The organism is Mycobacterium sp. 29Ha (assembly GCF_032883055.1).
In the GTDB taxonomy this organism is placed as follows: domain Bacteria; phylum Actinomycetota; class Actinomycetes; order Mycobacteriales; family Mycobacteriaceae; genus Mycobacterium; species Mycobacterium gallinarum.
This window is the reverse complement of the sequence record NZ_JAMQTI010000020.1, coordinates 55,095-77,943: the sequence shown is the minus strand read 5'-3', so window position 1 is coordinate 77,943 and position 22,849 is coordinate 55,095. Positions and strand designations below refer to the sequence as shown.

Sequence of the window (22,849 nt, the reverse complement as noted above, 5' to 3'; positions counted from 1 at the left end):
CCCCGTTGTCTGAGGCAATAACCGGACAGGCCAAGCTGTTTGACCCGTTGACCACCAAGGGCACGGCCTTCACCCACGCCGAGAGACGCAAGTACGGACTGCTGGGCTTGTTGCCTACCGCGGAGAAGACCCTCGATCAACAGGTTGAGCACAGTTGGCGCGAGTTCTCCACGCGTCGGCCGGGACTCGATCAGCACATCTATCTGCGCGCGTTGCAAGACCGCAACGAGACATTGTTCTACCGGTTGCTCCACGACCACATCGCCGAGACGATGCCGATCGTCTACACGCCGACTGTCGGCGAGGCGTGCCAGCGGTTCAGTGAGATCTACCGCCGCCCGCGTGGACTCTTCGTGAGCTATCCCGATCGCGAACACTTGCGCGAGGTCTTGCGCAATCGGCCGCATCGCGACCCCGACGTGATCGTCGTGACGGACGGTCAGCGAATTCTCGGACTGGGCGATCAGGGCATCGGCGGCATGGGTATCCCGATCGGCAAGCTGTCGCTCTACATCCTCATCGGGGGCATCGCCCCGGCGCGCACCTTGCCGATCGTGCTCGACGTCGGAACCGACAACGTCGAACTGCTGGAAGACCCCCAGTACCTCGGCTGGCGCCACCGCCGCATCGACGACGACGAGTACTACGCCTTCATCGACGAGTTCGTGGCCGCCGTACGCGACGAACTTCCGGATGTGTTGCTCCAGTGGGAAGACTTCGCGACCGCGCACGCGCAGCCGATCCTGGAGCGCTACCGCGACCAGCTGCTCACCTTCAACGACGACATACAGGGCACCGCCGCGGTCGCCCTTGGTGCGTTGCACGGCGCGGCGAACGTCGCGGGCAAACCCTTGTCTCAGCAGCAGATCGTGATGCTGGGGGCGGGTTCGGCGGGTATCGGTGTGCTCAACATGGTCAAGCGGGAGATGGTCGCGCAGGGCCTGTCCGAGCAGGAAGCGACATCGCGGATCTGGGTGGTCGACGTCGTGGGTCTGCTCACCGACGATCGAACCGATCTTTCCGAGGGGCAGCGGGCGTTCGCGAAACCGGCGGACATCGTGGGGGGCTGGGGTCTCTCGGGGCCGGCCCAGCTGGCCGACGTCGTGCACCACGTCGATGTCGGTGTGCTGCTGGGCCTTTCGACCGCCGCCGGTGCGTTCACCGAAGAGATCGTGCGCGAGCTCGCCGCCAAGACCGAGCGGCCGATCATCTTCCCCCTGTCCAATCCGACCAGCCGGGCTGAGGCACACCCGGCCGAGTTGGACGAGTGGACGGGCGGTCGGGCGTTGATCGCGACCGGTTCGCCGTTCGCGCCGTTGGTTCGTGATGGCGTCGAGCGCCCGGTGGCGCAGTGCAACAACGCATACATCTTCCCCGCGATGGGATTGGCGGTGACGGCGGCGCAGGCGACGAGGGTGACCGACGAGATGATGAGGGCGGCGGCCGCGAGCCTCGGTGACGCCTCGCCCGCCCTTGTGGATCCCAGCCGGCCGCTGTTGCCCGCGTGGTCGGAAGTTCCCGACATCGCAGTGCGCATTGCGCTCGCGGTCGGGCGACAGGCCGTCGCGGACGGCGTGGCACCGAAGCGCAGCGACGAGGAACTGGCGGCACGTATCGACGAGGTGCGCTGGATTCCCGAATACCCGTCGACATAGCCGAACGCCCGTCATCATGGGTGTATGAGCATCAAAGCCCTGGTTGCCGCGACATTGCCGATCGCCGCGCTCGTGGTGGCACCTAGCGCGGTCGCTCAACCGCCGGGCGGGGAACACTGCGCGCCCAGTGGCGGCCAGAGCATCGTCATCACCGCCGGTGACATCGACTGCGTCACCGCGGCGGACTTTGCCGCTCAATATGACCTCAGCGGTGACAAGTTTCAGACGATTGGGCCGTTCACCTGCTATTCCGGGAACGCGATGACGGCGCCGCTGCTGTTCCAATGTGTGGCCGACACCGCCGACGCGGCCGAGTTCGGCGTCTACCCCGCGTAGCGCGCTATTCCGCGGGCACCAGCCGCAGTGAGATCGAGTTGATGCAGTAACGCTGATCGGTCGGCGTCGGGTAACCCTCACCCTCGAAGACGTGGCCGAGGTGGCTGTGGCAGTTGGCGCAGATCACCTCGACGCGGTGCATGCCCAGGCTGTCGTCGGAGCGCAGGATCACCGCGTCGGAATCGGCCGGGTCGAAGAACGACGGCCAGCCGCAGTGGGATTCGAACTTTTCGCTGCTGCGGAACAGTTCCGCGCCGCACGCCCGGCACGCATAGACGCCTTCGGTCTTGGTGTCGGTGTATTCGCCGACGAAGGGTCGCTCGGTGCCGGCCTCGCGTAGGACGTGAAACTCCTCGGGGTTGAGCTTCTTGCGCCACTCGTCGTCGGTCAGCTGCAGTTTGGGGGCCGGTGTCGTCATATCTCCACGCTAGCGCTGTTGCGCCTGACGTACTCGTTCCTCGGCGTAGGCGAACGCTGCTGCCTCGTCGTCGGGCTCGAATTCACATATGTGCGTGCACCGACCGTCCCCAAACTCGAAGACAATCAATCTGGTCCACGCATAGTGCCCGCCCTCGTGGCCGCGAGCCTCCCGCTCGCTGCGGACGACCCCACATGTGGTCGAGAGCCAGCACTCGGCGGCGTTCCACGACCGAGAGGGACCGGCGACCTCGGACAGTTCTTCATATGACGCGCGGAACTCGGTCACCGAGCGGTCCGGGAATCCAGACCGTGTCCTGTTTTCGACGATCATGCCGGGAGCGGTGAGTTCGGTGAAGACTCGGTCGAAGTCGCCTTTGTTCAATCCGATCAGGTATTCGGCCCCCACTGCCGCCACCTCAGCGAATTCTGCGCCTTCTCCACTGCAATATCGCCGCTCGAGCTCGCGGTAGGCGTTCTCGAAATCGTCCTCACCGAAGCGGCCGTAGTAGACGATCAAGCCGTCGTCGTTGATTTCGGTGACGTGCAGGTAATCGGTCTCGTAGCCGTCGTCATTCGACCAGTGAGCCGACGCCAGCTGCACGGTGTCACCCCGCACGGCCAGGCAACGTCCCTCGAAATGCGAGTACTGCTCGAAGACCCGCTCGAGCCCAGCCCTGATGTCACCGGGCGTATCGCCGCCCAGAGCCCAGTGGTCGTCGTACACGTATGAGTCGAAGAACCGAGCGGCAACGGCATCGGCGTCGTGAGCGTTCATCGCGTCTCCGACGGATTGCCAAACTCGGCTGGCGCGGTTATCGACGGCGAGTCGGCTGGGGGTTTCGAGTATCCGTTCTTGGACGTACGCGAAAGCGGCGTCTTCGTCGTCCAATTCGAACTCGCACATCGACGCGATGCGGTCGCAGCGGATTTCGAGCACGACGAGATGCGTCCACGCGTACTGCTCGCCGTCTGCCCCGACCGCTTCTCGCTCAAAGCGGACGACAGTCCACACCTCGGAGACCCAGCACAGCGCGGAGAACCACGTCCGCGTCGAGGTGACCATCGCTTCCAGGTCGGCAAAGCTAGTGCGAAGGAAGTCGGCCGAGCGATCGGGGAACGGCAGCCGCGACCGATTCACCACGGGGGCGTCCGAGACGGCGAGCTCATCGAAAACTTTGTCGAAGTCGCCACGGTTGAGTGCGATCACGACCTCGGTCGGTGTCGTTCCGACCGCGGCGAAGGCCACGCCCTCTCCCGCGTAATAGCGTTCCTCCAGTTCCCGATAGGCGCTCTCGAAGTCGTCTTCGTCGAAACGGCACAGATAGACGATGATCCCTTCGTCGTCGACTTCATGCACCCATAAGGAGCTTGATTCGAAGCCCGAGTCGTTTCGATAGCGGCCATATCCGAGGTGCAGGCGTTCACCCCGTACTGCTAGTGAGCGCATGTCGAGCTGTGTGTAGTCCTGGGCAACTCGTTCGAAGGCCGTGCGCATGTCCTCGATCTTGCCGCCGCTCAATCGCCGCCGATCCTCGTAGACAAGTGATTTCGAGTAGAACGCTGCCAATCCATCGAGATCGCGAGCCTGACCCGCTCGATCGATTGAATCCCACGTCCGCTTTGCTCGGTTGGCAACGGCGAGCCTGCTCGGGTTCGCTCGCACCTTTTCCTCGGCGTAGGCAAACGTCGCATCCTCGTCGTCAGGCTCGAATTCAGCGATCGACTTGACCTGGCCGTCGACGACCTCGCTCGCCATGAGACGCGTCCATGAGAAAAGTTCACCACCTTGACCGACAGCCTCGCGCTCCTGTCGAGCCACACTCCAGGTGGGGGACAGCCAGCAGATGGCGGAGGACCACGTCCGAACCGATTCCATCATGTTGCTCAAATCGTCGAGACTAGCGCGAAAATCGGCGGCCGACCGATTGGGGAAGCCTGAGCGAGTATGGTTCTCGACGCGGAAGCCGGCAGCGGTGAGTTCCCCGAACAACCGGTCGAGGTCCCCCTGATTCGCGGTGATCGAGTAGTCGGTTGCCGTGAGGCCTCCTGCGGCGAACTCCGCCCCCTCACCGCGGTAGTAACGCTGTTCCAATTCGCGGTAGGCACCGTCGAAGTCGTCTTCGTCGAAGCGTCCTTCGTAGACAATCCGTCCGCCACCGTCAACCTCGTGCAAATACAGATGGGTGGTCTCGAACCCGGAGTCGCTCGACCAACGGCCCCAGCCAAGATGGAGGCGTTCGCCTCTCACCGCAATAGTGCGCCCGTCGAAATTGCTGTACTGCTCGACGATTTGCTCCTGGACTCGACGCAGAGTAGCGGGATCGCGGATCGGGTCGCCGCTTATGTGGCGTCGATCGTCGTAGACGAACGCGTCGGCGTATGCCGCGGACATGGAGTCGACGTCCTTGGCGCGGCCGGCGTCGAGGATCCCGAACACCGTCTCACGGGCGCGGTTCGTGAGCGCGAGCCGGCTGCTGGTCGCCTGTGCCCTTTCTTCCGCGTAGGCAAATGCGGCATCCTCGTCTTCGAGCTCGAACTGGCACATCGACGCCATCCGGCCGTCGCGGAAACCGATCATCAGCACGCGCGTCGACGAATACCGCTCGCCGTTGCTGCCGACGGCGTCGCGTTCGAAACGGACGACAGCCCAGTCCGGTGACAGCCACGTCACCGCCGACAGCCAGGTCCGCATCGACGTCACCATTGAGCCCAGTTGCCCGAAACTGGTACGCAAGTCGGTGACGGAGCCCTCCGGGAAAGCTGACCTGGTTCGGTTCTCGACGCGCATGTCGGGCGTGCAGAGCTCACCGAGCAGCAGATGGAAATCGTTGGCGTTCAGTGCGATTATCGCCTGGGTCGCGGTGGCAGCGGATCGCGCGAAGGAGGCGCCTGCACCGGCGTAGTAGCGCCGCTCGAATTCGCGGTAGGCGCGATCGAAGTCGTCTTCGTCGAAGCGTCCGTGATAGACGATGAGGCCGTCGTCGACCTCGAACACGGTGAGACCGCTGGTGCTGTTGCCGTCCATGTCGGACGCAACACTTGAGACAAGATGCAGGCGCTCACCCCGAACCGCCAAGACATCAAACTGGTATTCGGTGAACTGTGCGAGGTGGCGTGCAATACCCGCGCGCATCGCATCGCGGCTCTCGATGGGGTCACCGCTGAGTCGCCGGTGATCGTCGTACACAAACTCGTCCGAGTAGTGGGCGATCGCGCGCTCGACGTCATGCGCCCGCATCGCGCCCAAGAACCCGTCGATGGTTCCGGACGACTGGTTGCGCACCGCAAGCCGGCCGGACTGCGCCCGCACCAGTTCCTCGGCACAGGCGAACGCACCGTCCTCGTCGTCGGGGTCGAACTCGCATATCGAGGTGACGAGTCCGTCGCGATGCTCGGTGACCAGAATCATCGACCATTGGTACGTCTCGCCATCGGCACCGGTCGCCTCCCGTTCAAGCCGGGTGACGCTGCAGTTCGGGGACAACCATGCCACTACGGAATTCCATGTTCGCGTCGACGTGACCATCGTGTTGAGTTCTTCGAATCCAGCGCGAAGATCGTTGGCCGTGCGGTCGGGAAATGCTCGGCGGGAGCGGGTCTCGACGCGCAGGTCTTGGGAGGCGAGTTCACTGAAGAGCATGTCGAAGTCGTCGCGGCTCATCGCCCTCGGCGCCTCGCTGGCTGGCAGCCCGTTCTTTGCGAAAGGTGCACCTTCACCGGCGTAGTAACGTCTGTCGAGCTCGCGGGATGCGCCATCGAAATCATCGTCGTCGAAACGCCCGTGGTACGTGATCTTGCCGTCGTCACCGACCTCCACGACATGGAAGGTCGTGGACTCGTTCCCATCACGGTCGGACAGGCGATTCCAGACGAGATGCAAACACCGACCGCGAACCGCGAGCACACGAAAGGCAAATTCTGAGTAGTGCTCGAACACGCGCGTAATACCTTCGCGCATTGCGTCACGGCCCTTGACCGGATCGCCGCTGAGGCGTCGACGATCGTCGTATACAAAGTGTTCCTGGTAGAAGGCGGTGGCGCCCGCGACGTCATGCGCCCGGATCCTGTCTAAGAACCCGTCGATGGTCTCGGATGACTGGTTCCTCACCGCGAGCCGGGTGCGACCCGACTGCATCCGTTCCTCGGCGTACGCGAAGGCCGCGTCCTCATCGTCGAGTTCGAACAGGCAACTGGAACCGAGGCGTCCGCCCCGGGACTGGGTGACGAGTATCCAAACCCATGAATACCGCTCGCCGTCGCGCCCAATGGCTTCGCGTTCGAACCGGCCGATGGCTAGGGTTGGCGACAGCCAGTGAATTACCGACGGCCACGAGCGTGTCGCGGCGACCATGTTGCTCAGGTCTTCGTAACTCTCCTTGCGGTCGCTGACCAATGGATCGGGAAACGCTGAGCGTGAACGGTTCTCGAAGCCCGCGTTGGGTTCGATGAGTTCGCCGAACGCCTTCGTATAGTCCCCGCGGCTGACGGCGATCACCCATTCTGTCCCGACTACGCCGGCTTCGGCGTACGGTGCGCCCTCGCCGGTGTAGTAGCGGCGGTCGAGCTCGCGGTAAGCGCCTTCGAAGTCGTCCTCGTCGAACCGCCCGAAGTATTCGAGGCGCCCGGCGTCGTCGAACTCCATGACGTTCAGGGTTATTGCTTCGTTGCCGGCGTCGTCCCACAGGCGACTCGAGTGCATCTCCAATCGATCGCCGCGTACCGCCATCGTCCGCCACTCGGTGTGCGGATAACTGCGGAGAATGCGCTCAGTCGCGGCATGGAGGTCAGCTGCCCCCTCGATCGGGTCACCGCTGATCCGCCGCCTGTCGTCGTACACGAAGTTTTCCGACGGATCGACGCGGAGTGCATCGACATCATGCGCCTGCAGCGCCTGTGACGCGACTTCGGCGAGCTCGCTGGCGCGGTTGCTGATCCGCAGTCTGTCGGTGCTCGCCCGCACCTTGTTCGCGACATAGGCGAATGCCGCTTCCTCGTCGTCGATCTCGAACTCGCACATCGACGCAACACGGCCATCACGGAACTCGAATGCGATGAGAAAGTTCCACGTGAACTGCTCGCCGTCGTGTCCGACGGCATCCCGCACACAGCGTGCGACGCAGTAATTCGGCGAGAACCATCGCATTACCGATATCCAGCCGCGCACCGAATCCACCATGGCGTCGAGTTCTTCCAGCGTGGTGCGATACTCACTCGCCGATCTGTCGGGAAATGCCGAGCGTGAACGATTCTCGACGCGGAAGTCGGACGCAGTGAGCTCGTTGAACAACGTGTCGTAGTCGAGATGGTTAAACGCCACTGTCCATTCGGCGGCAGTGGCACCGCCTTCGGCGAACTCCGCGCCTTCGCCGGCGTAATAGCGGCGGTCCAGTTCGCGATATGCGCCTTCGAAATCGTCCTCGTCGAAACGAGCGTGGAACTGCACGAGGCCGTCATCACCGGTCTCAGTCACGTAAAGATTGGTTGTTTCGTTCCCATCATCGTCAGATCGGCGCTCCCACATCAGATGCGAATGCTGGCCACGAACCGCCACAACGTGGAAATCAAATCGTGTGTATTGCTCGGAGATGCGCTCGAGCGTCGGCCGAATGGCGCCGAGTCCTACAATGGGCCCGCCGCTCAGTCGTCGATGATCCTCATAGACGAACTCTTGCGAGAAATGTCTGAGGGCGCCGTCGATGTCATGGGTCTGAAGGGCTCGGATGTAATCAGGCATGACCTCGCTCGACTGATTCGACACCGCCAGGCGACGTGATCCCGTATCGACATCGGTCGCTGGTCGTGACACCGCGAGCTCATCCGCTCGTCCGACGCGCGCCGTCACCTCCTTCGCCGCGTACAGCGCGTCGGCGTCATCACGAGCACTGTTGGCGCCCTTGGTATCTCCTGCGGTGGCGAGCACCCTACTCAACGCCAGGCAGGCCTCGGCGTGGTCGAGCACCAGGTCTGTTCCCGCGGCGACCGCCACCGCCTCGCGCGCCATCGCGACCGCGTCAGCGTGGCGGCCCTGCGCGGCGAAAATTTCGGCTCGCACCGCGCGCCACGCGATAGCCGTCTTCAAATTGCGACCGGCGAGGCGCTCACTCTCGGCGGCGTGCCGGTCGGCTTCCTCCAGCCGCCCCTGGGCCAGAACGGAACGGGCGAGAAGGGCCGCAGCCTGACCCGCGTCGGCGCCGACGCCGAGAGCGTCCAGGCCTTCCAGCGCGGTCCGGAAGTGGGGTTCGGCAGCGACGGGGTCGCCCTCCATCGATTCGATGATGCCCGCGAACAGTTCGGTTTCCATGACCCCGTGGCGCAGGCCGAGGTCAGCGACCACCTGGCGGGCATTCGCAAGCATCGTCCTGGCTTTGTCCGGCCGTCCTCTGAGCAGTTCCAGGACGGCGAGGTGACGCAACGACGTAGCCTCCAGCGAGGGTGCGGCCGTCGTCATCCGCTGCATGCGCACCACATCCAGGCATCGGCCCCCCGCTTTCGGTACCGGACTCGGACCCCACAGTGCGGCGCCCGGAGCCGCCCCCAACGCCGCGGTGATCTGCCGGTGGTCACCGCTTTCGCGGGCAGCGATGAGTGCCTCGAAAAGGTCGATTTCGCTGGCGCCGATCCGCCCGAGGCGTCCGCGCGCGCCTGCCCGAACCCGGTGCGCCTTGGCAAGTCCGGCGTGATCTGTGCGACGGCCGAACTCGTCGATGGCCTCGTGTAGTCGTGCTTCGACTTCAAGTAGCCGTTCCGGATCGGTGTATATGACGAACTGGCAGCGGTAGCACGTCGCCCACGGGGCGAGTGCGTCGTCGGCGATGCGTTCGAGTTCGTCGACCAGGGGCGCACCCGCCGTAACGTCGCCTGCGGACAGGAACGCCTCGCATCCGATCAGCAGCAGATCAGCATGCAGTGTCTCGTCGGACGCCGCCAGCGCTGCGCCGCGAGCGGCCTGCGTTCCCGCAGAAACCAGTTCGTCGCGGTCAAGGGCTCGCCGTGCCGACGCAGCGTAGTGCTGTGCGGACCGAACGGCCAGCTCGTGCGAACGGCTGTCGAGCGGGCCGAGCTGGCTCCGATATGAATGGGCGGCTTCGAGATGCCTGGCGATCATCTCGTCAGAGTCGAAAGCCACACTCTGTCCGCCGGTTTCGACCCACTGGGCAAGTCGCTCGTGCAGATCGGCGCGGTCCGATTTCAGCAGGCGGCGGTAGGCGACGTCGCGGATCAGCACGTGGTGAAATCGCCAGACAGCTTCGTCGCCGATGTAGGCTCCGCTCGGCTGCGCCAGCTCGAGTCGGCGAAGACGGTTGAGGGACAACGTGACTCCCGCTCCGCTGCCGCCGGCGAGTGCGCGGACCGCGCCGATAGAGAACTCGCTGCCGACCACCGAGGCGATTTCGAGGATACGTCTGTCTGCGGCTGCGAGGCGTTCCAACCGTGAGGCGAGCAGCGCATGGATTGTCGGGGGTACCGCGATGGCGTCGACGTCGATCGTGAGGCGCCAGCCGGCCTGCTCTTCGATGAGCACCCCGTCATGGGCGAGCATCCCGACCAGCTCCCGCACGAAGAGCGGATTGCCACCGGTGGACGAGGGGAGTCGTCGCAGCAACTCGTCGGGCAGCTGTGCGGCTCCGAGTACGTTGGCGGCCAGTTCGGCTGTCGCATCGGGATCAAGCCCGCTGAGATGGACAGCCTCGGAGACGAACCTGCCCACGCTGACGAGTTCGGGCCGCAGTTCACGCAGTTCGGGTCTGGCAAGCGCCAGCACGAACACCGGCACGTCCGCCGTCCACTCCATGAGGTGCTCGATGAAGTCGAGCAACAGGGTGTCGGCCCACTGGATGTCGTCGAGGACCAGCACGGTGGGCCCTTCTGTTGCTAGCACTTCGACGAACCGTCGCAGCGCCCAGAAGTTCTCCTCGACTGATCCTGCTTCGCCGGTGGCCAATCCGCCGAGGTCCCGCAGCAGCCGGTCTCGCTCGGGAACCCCTGCGGGGATTTCGGTTTCGAGGTCAACTGCTCTGAGTATCTCGATCAGCGGCGCCATCGCGACGGTGCCTTCGAGATCACATCGGGCCTCGATCACCCGCGCGCCGGTCTGTGCGACGGTGAATTTCGCGGCAAGCCGGCTCTTTCCGACACCAGGGTCACCGACGACGGTGACCAACCGGGCGCTTCGTGCCGATAACGCACCATTCATCGCGGTCTGAAGGCGCTGGAGTTCAGAACGTCGGCCGACGAAGGGAGCCGCGTCAGTCGAATCGGACCGGCGCCCGAGCCACTGGTAGACGGCAACCGGAGCGCTGCGGCCCTTGACCTGCACCTCGCCAAGCGATTCGTAATCGTAATGTCCACGGGTCGCGCGCCAGGTCTCCTCGCCCACCACGACATCTCCACGCGGACATTCGGACTCGAGGCGGGCCCCGACGTTCAGCGCGTCTCCGACGAGGTCGGCATCGCCGACCCCGACCACGACCTCACCGGTGTTCACCGCGACCCGCAATGCGAGTTCGACCCCGTGGTTTTCGGTGACCCGGGTAGCAAGCCCGACGAAGCGTTCCTGTAACTCTACGGCGGCGTCGACCGCACGTACGGCGTCCTCGGGCCCGACTCGGGGACACCCCACACCGCCATGAATCCATCGCCGATGTACTTCGTCACGCCTGCCCGATGACGCTGCGCGACCCTCCTCAGGAGATCGTGGTAGTCGCCGATGACCTCACGTGCCGTCTCAGCGTCGACGCGTTCCTCGAAACTCGTCGAACCCGCAAGATCGGCGAACATGACCGTGACGGTCTTGCGCACCGGGGCTGCGTCCGGTGTGTCGGGTACCCCCGTCGACTGACCGAGCGGCGCACCGCAGCCACGGCAGAAACGCGCTGTCGCACTGGCTTCCACGCCGCACGTCGCACAGATCCGGGCCAGCGAGGCGCCACAAGCCTCGCAGAAGCGGGCGTCCTCTTCGTTATGTGCGCCACACGAGGCGCAGTTGCGGCGGCTCTCGGCCATCGTCAGTCTGGTCTCAGCGACAGGCAGTCATGGTCTTCGATGGCCGCCACGGAACGACTGAGCATGGTGCGCGCCAGCTCCATATTGCGTTCGTTGACAATTTCGATTCGGCCACTTGCCATCACCGGGTAGATGAAGCACCAAGCCGTCGTCAGCCGGTAGTCACGTCGCAATTCAGCACTGGGGTAATCGATTCCGTGTTCTGCGAGACGTCTGGAATAGCGCGTGATGAGCTCGTCCTCGACGTCGCGCCGCGTCTCGGGAGTGAGGCTTTGAGTCAAAAAGTAGCTGACATCCCAAGCGCCCCGGCCCCTTGCCGTGATTTGCCAGTCCAAGGCGGTCACCGGTGGGTCGCCGTCCTCTACGGCGAAGAACAGCTGGTCGAGCCGCGGGTCGCCATGCAGGAAAGTGAGGGGTCCACGGCTGAACTCCCCGATCAGCCATGGCATCAACGATGCGAACCGCTCGCCGAAGCGGCGCATCGGAGGGGACAGGTCGGACCCCGTGATCTCGAGGAATTTCGGCCATGCAGCCCGGTAGTTGTCGACGATGACGTCGGTGAAGGGTGGCGCGGTGAAGGGCTTCAGCCAGTGCAGCGAGGACAGCCGATCGTTGTCCCACCAGTGACCATGGTGCCGGGCCAGTGCATCGATGACTGTTTCCGCATCCCCGGCGTTGCATCCGATGAGCTGATCGGCGTTTCGCAGTCGGGCCAGATCCTCGAGCACGAGAACGAAATCGTGCGTGTTCTCGTTGAAGGCGGCGAAGTAGGGCCGCGCCGGAGGCAGCGGGTTGGCGGTGCCGATTTCTAGGTAGAACCGGACCTCACGCAGGTAGCACTCGAGCTCTTCGCAGAGGTTCACCCGCGCCGTGACGTCCAGCGTCGGCAGCTTGACGACGACCGTTTCCGGAACATCGGTCCCGCCCTCGAGGCGCACCCGGAACAGTCGGCCCAGCAGGCCGACGCCGATGGCGATCTGCTCGACTTTGCATGCAGACACGTCGGCTTCGAGCACTTCGCTGAGCCAGCCGGCGGTAATCGCTGACGGATCGTCGGGGATCAACGGCATTCGCATCGCCTCCCGTGACCCGCCTGCGCGCGAGCTAATCGTATGCGATCAGCCTGCTGTCACAGCGAATTTAAGCCGACGTCAGCCGCTCTGCACGGGAGTCGGCTCTTTCGCCGCATCCTTCATCCACACCGGGTCGATGCCGTCATCCAGCCGGTTCTCGGACTTGGCGTCCAGGTAGCGGAAATACAGCACGCAGAACACCACGATCAGCATCAGGCACCAGCCGTAGGTGAACTTCATGTACTCCAGGAAGCGACCCGTGGTGGGCCAATGCCCGAGCAGCCATCGGTCTGAGCTCATGAAGCCGTAGATCGCCAGCCACGCTGGCCAGTTGCGCAACACCGAGTTGCGCAGCACGACCGTCATCAGGAACGGGAACAGCATCATCGAGTAGTAGCCCTGGCCCAGCGACAACACCAGGAACGACGTGATCAGCAGTACGCCGGACGAGGTCAACATCCAGAACAGCGGATCGCGGGTGCGGTAGTACTTGTAGAGCAGCCACAGCGACAGCACCGCCAGCACGACGAAGGCCAGACGCAGCAGAATGATCAGCCAGAAAGGCAGTCCGTAGTAGAGCCCGTTGCCTGCGATCGAGCTGTTGAAGTAGTCGCGCGTCGTGAAGATGTATTTGGCGGTGCGGGTGACGAAGCTCATCGGGTCTTTGACCAGCGGCCAGGCGACCGCGTTGAACACGGCCGGCACCAAGAAGGCGGGGATCAACGCCCGCCACTGCCGGTTCAGCAGCGGAATCAACAGCAGCGGCGCCAGCAGTGGTTTGACGACCAGCGTCAGACCTATGGAGATTCCGGCCAGCCACTCGTGGTTGCGTTGTCCGTCCAGTAGCCAGCGGAAGAACAGCACCTCGAGCAGCAGGATGCAGCCGTTGATATTGCCGAAAACCAGTGTGTTGACGACGCTTTCGCTGATGAACATCGCCGCGAGCAGAGCGGGCAGTGCGACCGAGTCGAATTTGAATCCGAACAGGCGAATCAAGAGGTACGCGGCGAGGATGATCGCGATCGTGTTGAACGTGATGAACCAGTACCGCGACGCGTCGACAGGGAGGTAGCCGAACGGCGCCATGATCAGCGTGCCGCCGGGAGGGTAGAGATAGTGCGGGTCGACGTGGTTGAAGTGCTCGTTGTAGATGTCCCAGCCCATTTTGAAGTTCACGACGGCGCGGTACACCGGTCCGTAGTCGTCGGTGATGTAGCCGTTGGTGGCTAGGACATAGCTGCGATGAATGATGAACAGGATCGCCAAGGGCCACAGGATCGACCGCAACACCGTGGCCACACCCGGCGGGGAGGTGCGGGGCCGGAAGGCGGCCAAGACAAGATCACGCACCAGCGAACCGTACCCGACCCCGTCAGGCCGAGGTATCAGGCGGGGCAGAACGTGTCGGTCTCGGGCAGCTTGCCGCTGTCCAGATAGCCGGTCACCGGCGGCAGTGCGCAGGGCGAGTAGATAGCCGCTCCGTGGCCGATGCCCTGCCATATCACCCGTTTGTTGGCCGCGCCGGCGTTGATCACTGTCGCCGCGACGGCGGCCACGCCTTCGTTGCCGACGATCGGATCGTGCTGGCCACCCAACAGCAGCACGGGGGTCTTGAGATTCATCGGCTCCTGGGGGGCCGCGCCGCTGGGCCAGTTCAGGCATTGCACCAACTCGAGCGCGCCGACCTGGCCGAACTGCGGGTAGACCTTCTCCCACGCCACCACGAGTTCACGGACCCGGTCGGGGGTGGGCCGGTTCAGCGAGTCGCTGCAGCTGTTGACGAACTGGCCGTCGGTGCCGCGCAGCGCCTCGGCTTCGGTGACCAGGGTGTTCATCGCGTTCCAGTCCCCAGAGCGGGCGCCGGCGACCGCTGAGGCGAGCCTGTTGGTGGCGGCTATGCGATCGCCACGTGGGTACGCCAGCGCCGTGGCGATCGCGTCGGCGACGGTGGCCACCGACCCGTCGTTGGCGTTGTATCCGCGCACCTGGTTCAGTACCGCCGTCACGGCACCCTTGGGGTCGGCACCCAACGAGCAGTTGATCGCCACGCATTGGGCGGCCCACGCATCGAGTGCGGATTGTTCGCCCTTCACACGCTGTTCCATTGCGGCTTCGGCGGCGATGCCGAGCGGAAGTGGGGAATCGAGCACCAGCCGGGCCACCTTGTTGGGGTGGCTGCCCGCGTAGGCCAACGCCACCTGGGCGCCGTTGCCGATGCCGTACAGCGCCAACGTCGGTACGTCCCAGGTGCTTCGGAGGCGCTCGATGTCCTCGGCGGCGTGCGAGTTGTCGTAGGCCGAGTCTCCAGGGGCGATGGTGTCGGTGCAGCTCGTCGTCGCGGCCTGGGTGATCTCGCCGAGGTTGGCGACGGGGTCGTCGCCCGGCTGGAACTGGGCCTGATCGAGCATCGCGTTGCGGTCGTACAGATCGCGGCAGTCCAGCGCACCTGACATTCCGATGCCGCGACGGTCGACCGCCACGACGGGCCGCGTCTTGAGCACGTCGGCACCCGACTGCGTCAGCCAGACCGGCAGCTGCATCGACGTCGGCAGATCCGAACCCGTCGTCATCACCAGCGGTCCGGCGTCGGCGGGGGTTTCATCGGTCGTCGCGCGGACCACGCCGATGCTGATCGTGCCCGTGGCGCCCTTGATGGGGTCGAGTTCGGCGTCATAGGTCGCGCAATCGAACTTCACCCCGGCGATCGGGGGGACCGACGCGTCGGACGAGATCCGCGAGGTGCAGTCACGCCACGACAGGTCGTTCTTGGGTGGCTCGATCGGTGGTGGGCCCTCGGGTGCCTTGGTGGTCTCCGGCTGACCCTGGGGTTGGGCGCCGGAATCGGTGGCGAAGCGCGGATTGGCAGCCAGACCAGGTGCGCAACCGGCAAGAAAAACCGATATCGCGAGCGCTGAAGTGCTCAACACCCGTATCGGACGACGCCGCTGCATGCCGACCACAGTACTGATTGCCGTGGTGGATCTTCGTTGCCCAACGCCGCCCGGTGCGTCAGCGCGCCCGGACATAGCGGGTGTAGAGGTAGCCCTCGTCGTCGGACAGCAGGTGTGCGGGGCGCATCTTGGTGTGCACCTCGCCGGCGCCTGCCGCGATGCGCCGTCCGGAACCGCCGACCAGGATGGGCGCCACTGTCAGACAGAGTTCGTCGAGCAGGTCATCCTCGATCAACTGGCTGAGCAGCAGCGGGCCACCCTCGGAGAGCACGCGAAACAGCTTGCGTTCGGCGAGCAGCTTCAGCGCGGTCGCGTTGTCGACCGAATCGGATCGCGGCCCAGATGCGTTCAGCACCTCGGACACCGCGCCCAGCCGCTGTCTGGTGTCGTCGACGGAGTCGGCGCACGTCAGGATCAGCGGTGGCACCTCGGTGCGGGTGAAGAACAGGGCGTCGGGGTCGAGGGCGCCGGTGCGCGTGACGACCGCGATGGGCGGCACTTCGGCCTGTCCGCGGCGTTGCCGGGCGTGGCGCGCCGCGAGCGGCACCTGGGCGCCGGAGTAGTTCTCGACCCGGACGGTGGCGGCGCCGACCAGGATGACGTCGGCGCTGTGACGCATGAGGGCGAACATGCTGCGGTCACCGCCCCCGGCCAGACCACCGGCCTTACCGTCGGCGGTGGCGGCACCGTCGAGGCTGGCGATCATGTTGCCGCGGACCCAACACGCCTGCAGGTCGTCGGGGTATGCGTAGAAGTCGGACAGCCGGCCGTCGGCGCTGTCGATCGCGGGACCGTCAGGCCCCAACGCGGTGAATTGCACGCCAGCGGTGGTATCGGCCATGAACAGCATTGCAACACGTCGATAGGGTGCGTGCATGCAGGGGTCCAGCGATGTCGGTCATTTGGTCGACCGGCATCCGAAGGTCACGCCGGAACGCCTGGTCGCTCAGCTGACCCCGCCGCCGACGTTCGCCGAGGTCAGCTTCGACACCTATCTCCCCGACCCTGCCGAGCCCACGCAGGCCGCGGCGGTCCAGGTCTGCCAACAGTTCTGCGCGCAGGCGGTCGAGCGGCGGGCGGGCAAGAAGAAGCTCTTCGGCAGGCGTGAGGTGCTGCCCGGCGTCGGCATCTATCTCGACGGCGGCTTCGGCGTCGGGAAAACCCACCTGTTGGCGTCGTCGTACTACGAGCTGCCTGAACCCAAGGCGTTCGCGACGTTCGGCGAGTTGACACAATTGGCGAGCGTCTTCGGCTTCGTCGAATGCATCGAGCTGCTGGCCGAGTACGTCGTCGTGTGCATCGACGAATTCGAACTGGACGATCCGGGAAACACGACGCTGATCTCGCGACTGCTGTCGCAACTCGTCGAGCGCGGGGTGTCGGTGGCGGCCACGTCGAACACGCTGCCCGAGCAACTGGGGGAGGGGCGGTTCGCCGCTCAAGACTTTCTGCGCGAGATCAACACCCTCGCAGCGATTTTCACGACAGTGCGGATCGACGGACCCGACTACCGGCACCGCGATCTGCCTGCCGCTCCGGAACCGTTGCGCGACAACGAGGTTGCGATGCGTGCGGCGCGCACACCGGGCGCGACGCTCGACGACTTCGACGCGCTGTGCGCTCACCTGGCCACCATGCACCCGTCGCGGTACCTGACGCTGATCGAAGGTGTTTCCGAGGTGTTCATCACGGGCGTCCACGGGATCGACGACCAGAACGTCGCGTTGCGGCTGGTGTCGCTGACCGACCGGCTCTACGACGCGGGCATCCCCGTCGTCGCGTCCGGGGCGAAGATGGACGCCATCTTCAGCGAGGAGATGCTCGCGGGCGGTTTCCGCAAGAAGTATCTCCGCGCGACATCGCGGCTGCTTGCGCTGGCGGCAGCGGGTCAGACGGGGCGAACCATCACGTAGTCGTTTTCGACGCCTTCGCCGAGCTGGAACGTGCGGGTCCCGCTGATCGTGAACCCCTGTTTGGCGTAAAAGCGTTGCGCGCGTTCGTTTTGTTGGTTGACGCCCAGCCACACTGACTCGGCGCCCAGTTCCTTGGCGGTATTTAGTGCCGCCGCCATCAGCGCCGCAGAGGCGCCCGCGCCGTGGCTGCCGGGCAGCACGTAGATCTTCGAGAGTTCGATGCCGTCGTCGGCGCGAACCAGCATGGCGTAGCCCACCATTCGCGCCTCCTCACGGACGACGAGCACTGCCCGATCGGGATCGGTGAGGTATCCGCGAAACCGGTCCTCGGACAGGTTCTCGTCGATGAACGCGGCGATGTTGTCGACGCTCGCCGACGGCGGGCACGCCAGCGGAAACGTGCGCGCGGCGACGTCGGCGAGCTCGGGAAGATCGGCGACGACGGCCGGGGTCACGTCAAGGTGCAATACCTAGGCCACGTTCCACTGCGCGAGGTGTTGACCGGTGACCTTGTCGAGCAGGATGACATTGGAGATGAGGTCGCGATAGCAGTCCCACCAGACCCCACCGCTGACGGTAGAACCGGCAGGAGCGTTCATCAGCGCCAGTGTGAGCGAGTCGGGCGCGTCGGTGTTGCGCGGCTCGTAGGAGTCTCCCGTCGCGGTGACGCCGCGGAACTGATACGTGATCGCCTGGGCGTAGGGGGTCGGCACCTTGACGGGGTTGACGGTGATCTGCGCGCGCCACACCTCATATCGGGGCGCCCGCGGGGGGTAGCCGAAGCCGGGCGGGATCGGTGAGGGGGCCAGGCTGTTGACGGTGATGTTGGCCACCAGGCCCTCGAAGTTGATCTGCAGCGTCTCTCCGAGCCGGCCGATGGGCGAGGGCACGGACTCGGCCTCGTCCGGCGCAGCCTGGACGGGCGCGGCCGTGAGACCGGCGAGGGTCACCATCAAGGCGGCAAGGAGGACGAACCAGCGACGCATGCACGCATGATGGCACAGACTGAAACGTGTTACAGCCGCTTCAGGACACCCATGGCCCCGAGCCGCCGATCTTCTCGATGCGCACCCGCGTGAGTAGTCCGGCCGGCGCGTTGGGCGGCGGGAAGTGCTCGTCGCTGCCCAACATCACCTTGGCCAGCTGCTTGAGTAGTTCCGGAGCACCGCCTTCGACGACCCGCGCGACGCCGGTGACCGTCAGATAGTCCCTGAGCTGGCCGGGCCGCTCGGGGCCCAGGATCGTGACCGCCACGCGCGGATCGCGGCGTACGTTGCGGGTCTTCCGATACTCGTTGAGGTGAGCCGAGACGAGCTCGTCGCCCTCGGGCGTCGATTCCAGCGCCATCCAGATCGTGGAGACCTGCGGGCTGCCGTCGGGGTTGAGCGTGACCAAGATGGCGTCGGTGCCCGCCCCGATGAGCTGGCGGGCGGCGTCGTTGAGCTTCATGCGATGTTCTACGGCTGGGGGTGCCGGTTCATTCCCTCAGCCGGCTTCGAGTTCGAGCAGTGTCGACTTGGCCAGAGGCCCGCCGACGTACTGACCCGCCGACCCGTCGGAGCGCACCACGCGGTGACAGGGGATGACCACCGGGAGCGGGTTATGGGCGCATGCTGTGCCGACGGCGCGGACCGCGCGCGGACGGCCGATCGCCGCGGCGACGGTCGCATAGCTTTCCCGCCGGCCGTAGTCGATGTCGCGCAAGTGCTCGACGACGGCGCGCCGGAAGCCGTCGGCCAGCCGGAGATCGACCCGGACCTCGAAAGCGGTGCGGCGCTTGGCGAAATACTCGTCGATCTGCCGTGCCACGTCCTCGAGTCGCGACGTAGAGCGCAGAATCCGGGGGCTCACGGTGTCGGCGAGCCGGTTTAGGACCGCGTCGTGGCCCTCGATGTCATAGGCCACGCGGACCAGGCCGACCGTCGTCGCGGCCAGCAGTAGCGTGCCGACGGGGGTGTCGATCGTGCGGTAGGCGACGTCGAGCGCCCCGTCGGCTTCTGCCGCCTGCTCGAGCCGTGTGTGCAACCGCGACATCGTGTCGTCATCGACATGCAGTTCGTCGAAGATGTTGGTGCTCATGGTGTTTCGTCCTTCGAATAGATTTTTCGCAGAGCCTTGATGCCGTCGGCCGCGGCGCGCCGGGCGGCTTCGGGGGAGTTGTCGAGTAGTGGGGCGATCTCGGCGTACGGTAGGCCGGCGATGTGGTGGTAGGCCACGGCCTGGCGTTGCTTGGTCGGCAGTTGTCGTAATGCCGCCCACAGGTCGGGGTCTCCGGCCTCCGGATCGGCGTGCGGTGTGGGGTGGTCGGGCAGGGTGTCGGTGGGCACGGGCCGTCGGCTGCGCGCGCGTCCAACGTCGAGCGCGCGGCGGTGCGCGATGGTCACCAGCCACGCCTCGACGTTCGCGTCGTCGGGGAGCTTCGGGTAGGCCCGCAGCGCCGAAAGGAAGGTTTCCGACCAGGCGTCCTCGGCGTCGGATGGTCCGACCACGGCACGACACACCCGCAGCACCGTCGCACCGTGTTCGGCGACTACCTCTTCGAACGGACGCACTTTCACATTCTGTAGACGTCGCGACGGTGTGCGATGTGAGGTCAGCTTTTGGTGAACGGCTCCAGGGCGGTCGTCAGGTCGTTTTCGAAGCGCTCCCGGTCAACGCCCAATCGGTGCAGCGGGCCGTCAGCGTCCTCGGCCTCGAGCAGGGCGAGCACGATGTGCTCGGTGCCGACGTAGTTGTGGCCCAGGCGAAGTGCCTGCCTGAACGTCAATTCGAGCACTTTTTTCGCCGCGCCGTCGAACGGCGTCAGCGCGGGCAACTCGCCGTCGGCTGCCGGCGGCAGCGACACCGCCGCGCTGACCTTGGTGGCATCGACGGCCTGGCCGGCGAGCAGCTTCACCGCGAGTGCGTCGGGGTCGACGAACATCGCCAAGAGCAGGTGGTCGGGGTTGATCTCGGTGTTCCGCGCGTCGTGGGCCTTGTTCTGGGCTTCGACGATGACGTTGCGTGCGCGCGGGGTGAATCGGCTGAAGCCGGCATTGGGATCGAGCGCGTCGGCGTCGTTGGGAGTCTTGGGGACGAACCGTTTCTGGGCAGCCTGCTTGGTCACACCCATGCACTTACCGATCTCGGTCCAGGACGCCCCCGACCGGCGCGCCTGGTCGACGAAGTGGCCGATCAGGTGGTCGGCGATCTCGCCGAGGGACTCCGCGGCCAGTACCGCGTCGGTGAGCTGCTCGAGCGGTTCGTCGTGCACCTTTTTGATGACGTCGATGAGGTCGTCGAGGCGGACGGGGTTGGTGATTTTCGAAGGCTCGGTCATGGCGTCAACGCTAGGTTGACGCTCCGAATTCGTCAACCTTTGGTTGACGCCTTTGGGTAGCCGCGCCTGACCGTGCGATCGAGGATGCCCAGGGTGCCGCGCAACGCGAGCTCCGAAACAATCGGGAAGATGTTGGCATCGCGCCAATGCTGGTCAATGTTCGACCAGTCGTAGAACGATGTGACCAGCGTTCCACCGTCGACGGGTTCCAAGCGGTAGCCGTAGACGTGCCCGATGTCCGGCTTGAGTTGACCGAAGATGGTCCACGCGATCAACCGGTCCTGTTCGAACTCGGTGATGGAGACGGTGACGTCGTATTTACCGAGCGGATAGTCGTTGAGCGCCTCGCGATCCATGTGTACGACGAAGCTGTCGCCGACCGCGTGGGCAAGATCGCCGTCAGCGTCCTGCAGCATCCCGGTGGCGTCGATCGCGACGTGCCCCTGCGGGTCGCACAACACAGCGAAGATGTCGGCAGCGGGGGCGGGGATGGTGCGTGGCACCTCGATACGTTCGGTCATCGCTCGATCGTCTCAGGTGTGATCTGTGTCGAGCCCGTTTTACAGCGAGGTATGCGGGTAATAAATCGAGCGAAATGTCCTCTGAACAAGTCGACCCGACGACCGCCAAACCCGTCCTGCTGCGGCAGGCGATCGCGTTCATCCACGAGAACGCGCATCGCGATATCACGCTGAGCGACATCGCGGCTTACGTGAACGTCACACCGCGATCCGTTCAGTACACGTTCCGGCGCTATGTCGGTGCGACGCCGCTGGAGTATCTGCGTGGGCTGAGACTCAGCAGGGCGCATCGCGAATTGCAGGCCGCCGACCCCTCGGTCGACACCGTCATGGCCATCGCGGGCAGGTGGGGTTTCGGGCACGCGGGACGGTTCAGCAGTATGTACAAACGCAAGTTCGGCAACTCGCCGAGCGAGACGCTGCGCCGCTAACGCCCTCGCGTTTACCTCGGGAAAAAGCCCTCGCGTGTGAAGATTCCGGGCTGCCACCCTCGATTGCCCAGACACAGCATCGGACGTCCGTCGGGATGTTGTGCTGCCGCTTGGGGTTTAGGGCACGGCGCGCCGATTTCCTGCACGCCGAACAGCTCATAGGTGGCGACCCAGAAGCCGGTGTAGATGGGCGGCCACTGGTTCTCGATCCAGCGGCACTGCAGGACTTCGCCGCCGGGGCCGCGGCCGAATGTGAACCGCTCCAGGTTGGTGCACGGCGCGGTGAGATGCGCGTCGTAGTTCATGCCGGGTACGTCGGACGGGTAGCGCCCGGGGGTGTCGGGATACGCCAGGTTGTCGGCGGCAGCGAGTGGAGCGGCGCCGATGGCAGCGCCGGCGATCGCAGCGGCGGCGATGAGTTCGCGGATCATGTCCCACACCTTGGTCGTCTTGACGGGTTGGCCTTCCGAGCGTAATCGGTGCCCCGAGATGCTCGAGTGCTTTCGCCTCGATGACGGACGCGTCAGGCGGGTGTCAGCGCGGCAACGAATGCCGACCGTGTGACCGAGTACGGCGGATCGGTACCGCGGTCAACCGTGAGTCCCACAACGCCCCCGATAACATGGCGACGAACAGTCCGAAAAGGCCCGCAGTCGCGAATAGCGCTTCATTCGCCATGCCTGGTAGGTACCCAAACCACAGCGTTGCGACACCAAGGTGGGCAACCATTTCCGAAGCAGAGCTTTGGGTGCGAAGCCCCCGACCCCAGCGCGGGGGCTTCGCTGGGCCAGCCGCCTGCGCCGGGTGTGCGAATTGGATGCAAGGCGGAAGGCCCGTTAACTTAGGTAGCCCGAACGCAGGGAGCCTAATCATCAGGGCAAACCAATTTGCCTAGTTGTACAGTCAACGACCGGCCAAGATCCCGGTACGGCGCAACTTTCGTTCCGTAAGGGAACGCTGCTCGGATGGCCGGGCGAGGGTGCTGCGCTCAGCGGTTGATTTCATCCTGTGGGGCAGACGCGAAAAGTTCGCCCCAGGAGTGGACGCTGGCCATCTCGGGTGTCGTGCTGGTGGCGGCCGACTCGCTCGAGGTCAGAGCCGACGCGAATGCGCCGAACCCGACGAATGCGACGGCTGCGGTGGCGGCGGCGGCGTGCTTGATGCTCATGACTTGCTCCCGACGAGTTGGCTGACTGACTGCCATCAGCATCGGTCGTCGGCCTTGGA

The 22,849-nt window shown here is 65.0% G+C and carries 19 protein-coding genes and 1 pseudogene; 4 read left to right on the top strand and 16 right to left on the bottom strand.

What is annotated here, in order from left to right; all coding sequences use genetic code 11:
• Positions 1-2: 2 nt before the first annotated feature.
• Both M1248_RS23515 and M1248_RS23510 read left to right on the top strand, forming a co-directional pair.
• A pseudogene (locus M1248_RS23515) lies at positions 3-1,655 on the top strand (NAD-dependent malic enzyme); the annotation flags it as partial.
• 24 nt (positions 1,656-1,679) lie between these two features.
• Complete coding sequence (locus M1248_RS23510) at positions 1,680-1,991, top strand: hypothetical protein (RefSeq protein ID WP_174262013.1); 312 nt, start codon at positions 1,680-1,682, stop codon at positions 1,989-1,991.
• Positions 1,992-1,995: 4 nt separating this feature from the next.
• Here M1248_RS23510 and msrB read toward each other — a convergent pair whose 3' ends face one another.
• From msrB to M1248_RS23475, 7 genes are all read right to left on the bottom strand, one after another.
• Entirely contained in the window at positions 1,996-2,409 is a 414-nt protein-coding gene (gene msrB, locus M1248_RS23505; RefSeq protein WP_163726755.1) for a peptide-methionine (R)-S-oxide reductase MsrB, read from the bottom strand.
• A gap of 9 nt (positions 2,410-2,418) precedes the next feature.
• On the bottom strand, positions 2,419-11,031 hold the full coding sequence (locus M1248_RS23500) for a nuclear transport factor 2 family protein (RefSeq protein WP_317149878.1): 8,613 nt from the start codon (positions 11,029-11,031) through the stop codon (positions 2,419-2,421).
• Positions 10,974-11,414, bottom strand: a complete 441-nt coding sequence (locus tag M1248_RS23495; protein ID WP_317149877.1) for a zinc-ribbon domain-containing protein — start codon at positions 11,412-11,414, stop codon at positions 10,974-10,976. The genes M1248_RS23500 and M1248_RS23495 overlap by 58 nt, the downstream gene beginning before the upstream one ends.
• A 2-nt stretch (positions 11,415-11,416) precedes the next feature.
• On the bottom strand, positions 11,417-12,484 hold the full coding sequence (locus tag M1248_RS23490; protein WP_317149876.1) for a phosphotransferase: 1,068 nt from the start codon (positions 12,482-12,484) through the stop codon (positions 11,417-11,419).
• Positions 12,485-12,565: 81 nt separating this feature from the next.
• Positions 12,566-13,837: an arabinofuranan 3-O-arabinosyltransferase gene (aftC, locus tag M1248_RS23485; protein WP_174262014.1), complete on the bottom strand. Its 1,272-nt coding sequence runs from the start codon at positions 13,835-13,837 to the stop codon at positions 12,566-12,568.
• A gap of 35 nt (positions 13,838-13,872) precedes the next feature.
• A complete protein-coding gene (locus M1248_RS23480) occupies positions 13,873-15,438 on the bottom strand; it encodes an alpha/beta hydrolase (protein ID WP_317149875.1) in 1,566 nt (521 codons plus the stop codon).
• A 58-nt stretch (positions 15,439-15,496) separates the two neighbouring features.
• Positions 15,497-16,288, bottom strand: coding sequence for a pyrimidine reductase family protein (locus M1248_RS23475; RefSeq protein WP_317149874.1), 792 nt, complete (start codon positions 16,286-16,288; stop codon positions 15,497-15,499).
• A 25-nt stretch (positions 16,289-16,313) separates the two neighbouring features.
• Between M1248_RS23475 and zapE the strand changes: the two genes are divergently transcribed.
• Positions 16,314-17,351 carry a cell division protein ZapE gene (gene zapE / locus M1248_RS23470; protein ID WP_317149873.1) on the top strand — a complete coding sequence of 346 codons (1,038 nt, stop codon included), beginning with the start codon at positions 16,314-16,316 and terminating at the stop codon, positions 17,349-17,351.
• Here zapE and M1248_RS23465 read toward each other — a convergent pair.
• From M1248_RS23465 to M1248_RS23435, 7 genes are read right to left on the bottom strand one after another with little or no spacing between them, the layout of a single operon-like run.
• Entirely contained in the window at positions 17,327-17,806 is a 480-nt protein-coding gene (locus M1248_RS23465) for a GNAT family N-acetyltransferase (protein WP_317149872.1), read from the bottom strand. The genes zapE and M1248_RS23465 overlap by 25 nt on opposite strands.
• Before the next feature lie 15 nt (positions 17,807-17,821).
• Positions 17,822-18,337 carry a hypothetical protein gene (locus M1248_RS23460; RefSeq protein WP_317149871.1) on the bottom strand — a complete coding sequence of 172 codons (516 nt, stop codon included), beginning with the start codon at positions 18,335-18,337 and terminating at the stop codon, positions 17,822-17,824.
• Between the two features lie 40 nt (positions 18,338-18,377).
• Entirely contained in the window at positions 18,378-18,800 is a 423-nt protein-coding gene (locus M1248_RS23455) for a PPOX class F420-dependent oxidoreductase (protein WP_317149870.1), read from the bottom strand.
• Between the two features lie 36 nt (positions 18,801-18,836).
• Positions 18,837-19,430: a methylated-DNA--[protein]-cysteine S-methyltransferase gene (locus tag M1248_RS23450; RefSeq protein ID WP_317149869.1), complete on the bottom strand. Its 594-nt coding sequence runs from the start codon at positions 19,428-19,430 to the stop codon at positions 18,837-18,839.
• Positions 19,427-19,909: an RNA polymerase sigma factor gene (locus M1248_RS23445; RefSeq protein WP_174262016.1), complete on the bottom strand. Its 483-nt coding sequence runs from the start codon at positions 19,907-19,909 to the stop codon at positions 19,427-19,429. The genes M1248_RS23450 and M1248_RS23445 overlap by 4 nt, the downstream gene beginning before the upstream one ends.
• 35 nt (positions 19,910-19,944) lie before the next feature.
• Positions 19,945-20,670 carry a Clp protease N-terminal domain-containing protein gene (locus tag M1248_RS23440; protein ID WP_163726780.1) on the bottom strand — a complete coding sequence of 242 codons (726 nt, stop codon included), beginning with the start codon at positions 20,668-20,670 and terminating at the stop codon, positions 19,945-19,947.
• A 32-nt stretch (positions 20,671-20,702) separates the two neighbouring features.
• A complete protein-coding gene (locus M1248_RS23435) occupies positions 20,703-21,191 on the bottom strand; it encodes a polyketide cyclase (RefSeq protein WP_317149868.1) in 489 nt (162 codons plus the stop codon).
• Between the two features lie 74 nt (positions 21,192-21,265).
• On the opposite strand from M1248_RS23435, the gene M1248_RS23430 reads away from it, so the two are divergent.
• A complete protein-coding gene (locus M1248_RS23430) occupies positions 21,266-21,622 on the top strand; it encodes an AraC family transcriptional regulator (protein ID WP_317149867.1) in 357 nt (118 codons plus the stop codon).
• 11 nt (positions 21,623-21,633) lie between these two features.
• Here the strand turns inward: M1248_RS23430 and M1248_RS23425 are convergent, their stop codons facing one another.
• Positions 21,634-22,053, bottom strand: a complete 420-nt coding sequence (locus M1248_RS23425; RefSeq protein ID WP_163726789.1) for a hypothetical protein — start codon at positions 22,051-22,053, stop codon at positions 21,634-21,636.
• 557 nt (positions 22,054-22,610) lie between these two features.
• A complete protein-coding gene (locus M1248_RS23420; RefSeq protein ID WP_163726793.1) occupies positions 22,611-22,790 on the bottom strand; it encodes a hypothetical protein in 180 nt (59 codons plus the stop codon).
• Between the last annotated feature and the right edge of the window lie 59 nt (positions 22,791-22,849).

Coding starts and splice junctions, on each gene's coding strand:
- M1248_RS23455 (WP_317149870.1), bottom strand. CDS start 18,800: ATGAAGCTCAACGACGCCGCCCGCCAGCTCATCGGGGCGGGCACCGAC.
- M1248_RS23435 (WP_317149868.1), bottom strand. CDS start 21,191: ATGACCGAACGTATCGAGGTGCCACGCACCATCCCCGCCCCCGCTGCC.
- M1248_RS23480 (WP_317149875.1), bottom strand. CDS start 15,438: ATGCAGCGGCGTCGTCCGATACGGGTGTTGAGCACTTCAGCGCTCGCG.
- M1248_RS23490 (WP_317149876.1), bottom strand. CDS start 12,484: ATGCCGTTGATCCCCGACGATCCGTCAGCGATTACCGCCGGCTGGCTC.
- M1248_RS23475 (WP_317149874.1), bottom strand. CDS start 16,288: ATGCTGTTCATGGCCGATACCACCGCTGGCGTGCAATTCACCGCGTTG.
- M1248_RS23440 (WP_163726780.1), bottom strand. CDS start 20,670: ATGACCGAGCCTTCGAAAATCACCAACCCCGTCCGCCTCGACGACCTC.
- M1248_RS23420 (WP_163726793.1), bottom strand. CDS start 22,790: ATGAGCATCAAGCACGCCGCCGCCGCCACCGCAGCCGTCGCATTCGTC.
- M1248_RS23510 (WP_174262013.1), top strand. CDS start 1,680: ATGAGCATCAAAGCCCTGGTTGCCGCGACATTGCCGATCGCCGCGCTC.
- M1248_RS23460 (WP_317149871.1), bottom strand. CDS start 18,337: ATGCGTCGCTGGTTCGTCCTCCTTGCCGCCTTGATGGTGACCCTCGCC.
- M1248_RS23430 (WP_317149867.1), top strand. CDS start 21,266: ATGTCCTCTGAACAAGTCGACCCGACGACCGCCAAACCCGTCCTGCTG.
- zapE (WP_317149873.1), top strand. CDS start 16,314: ATGCAGGGGTCCAGCGATGTCGGTCATTTGGTCGACCGGCATCCGAAG.
- M1248_RS23425 (WP_163726789.1), bottom strand. CDS start 22,053: ATGATCCGCGAACTCATCGCCGCCGCTGCGATCGCCGGCGCTGCCATC.
- M1248_RS23495 (WP_317149877.1), bottom strand. CDS start 11,414: ATGGCCGAGAGCCGCCGCAACTGCGCCTCGTGTGGCGCACATAACGAA.
- M1248_RS23450 (WP_317149869.1), bottom strand. CDS start 19,430: ATGAGCACCAACATCTTCGACGAACTGCATGTCGATGACGACACGATG.
- msrB (WP_163726755.1), bottom strand. CDS start 2,409: ATGACGACACCGGCCCCCAAACTGCAGCTGACCGACGACGAGTGGCGC.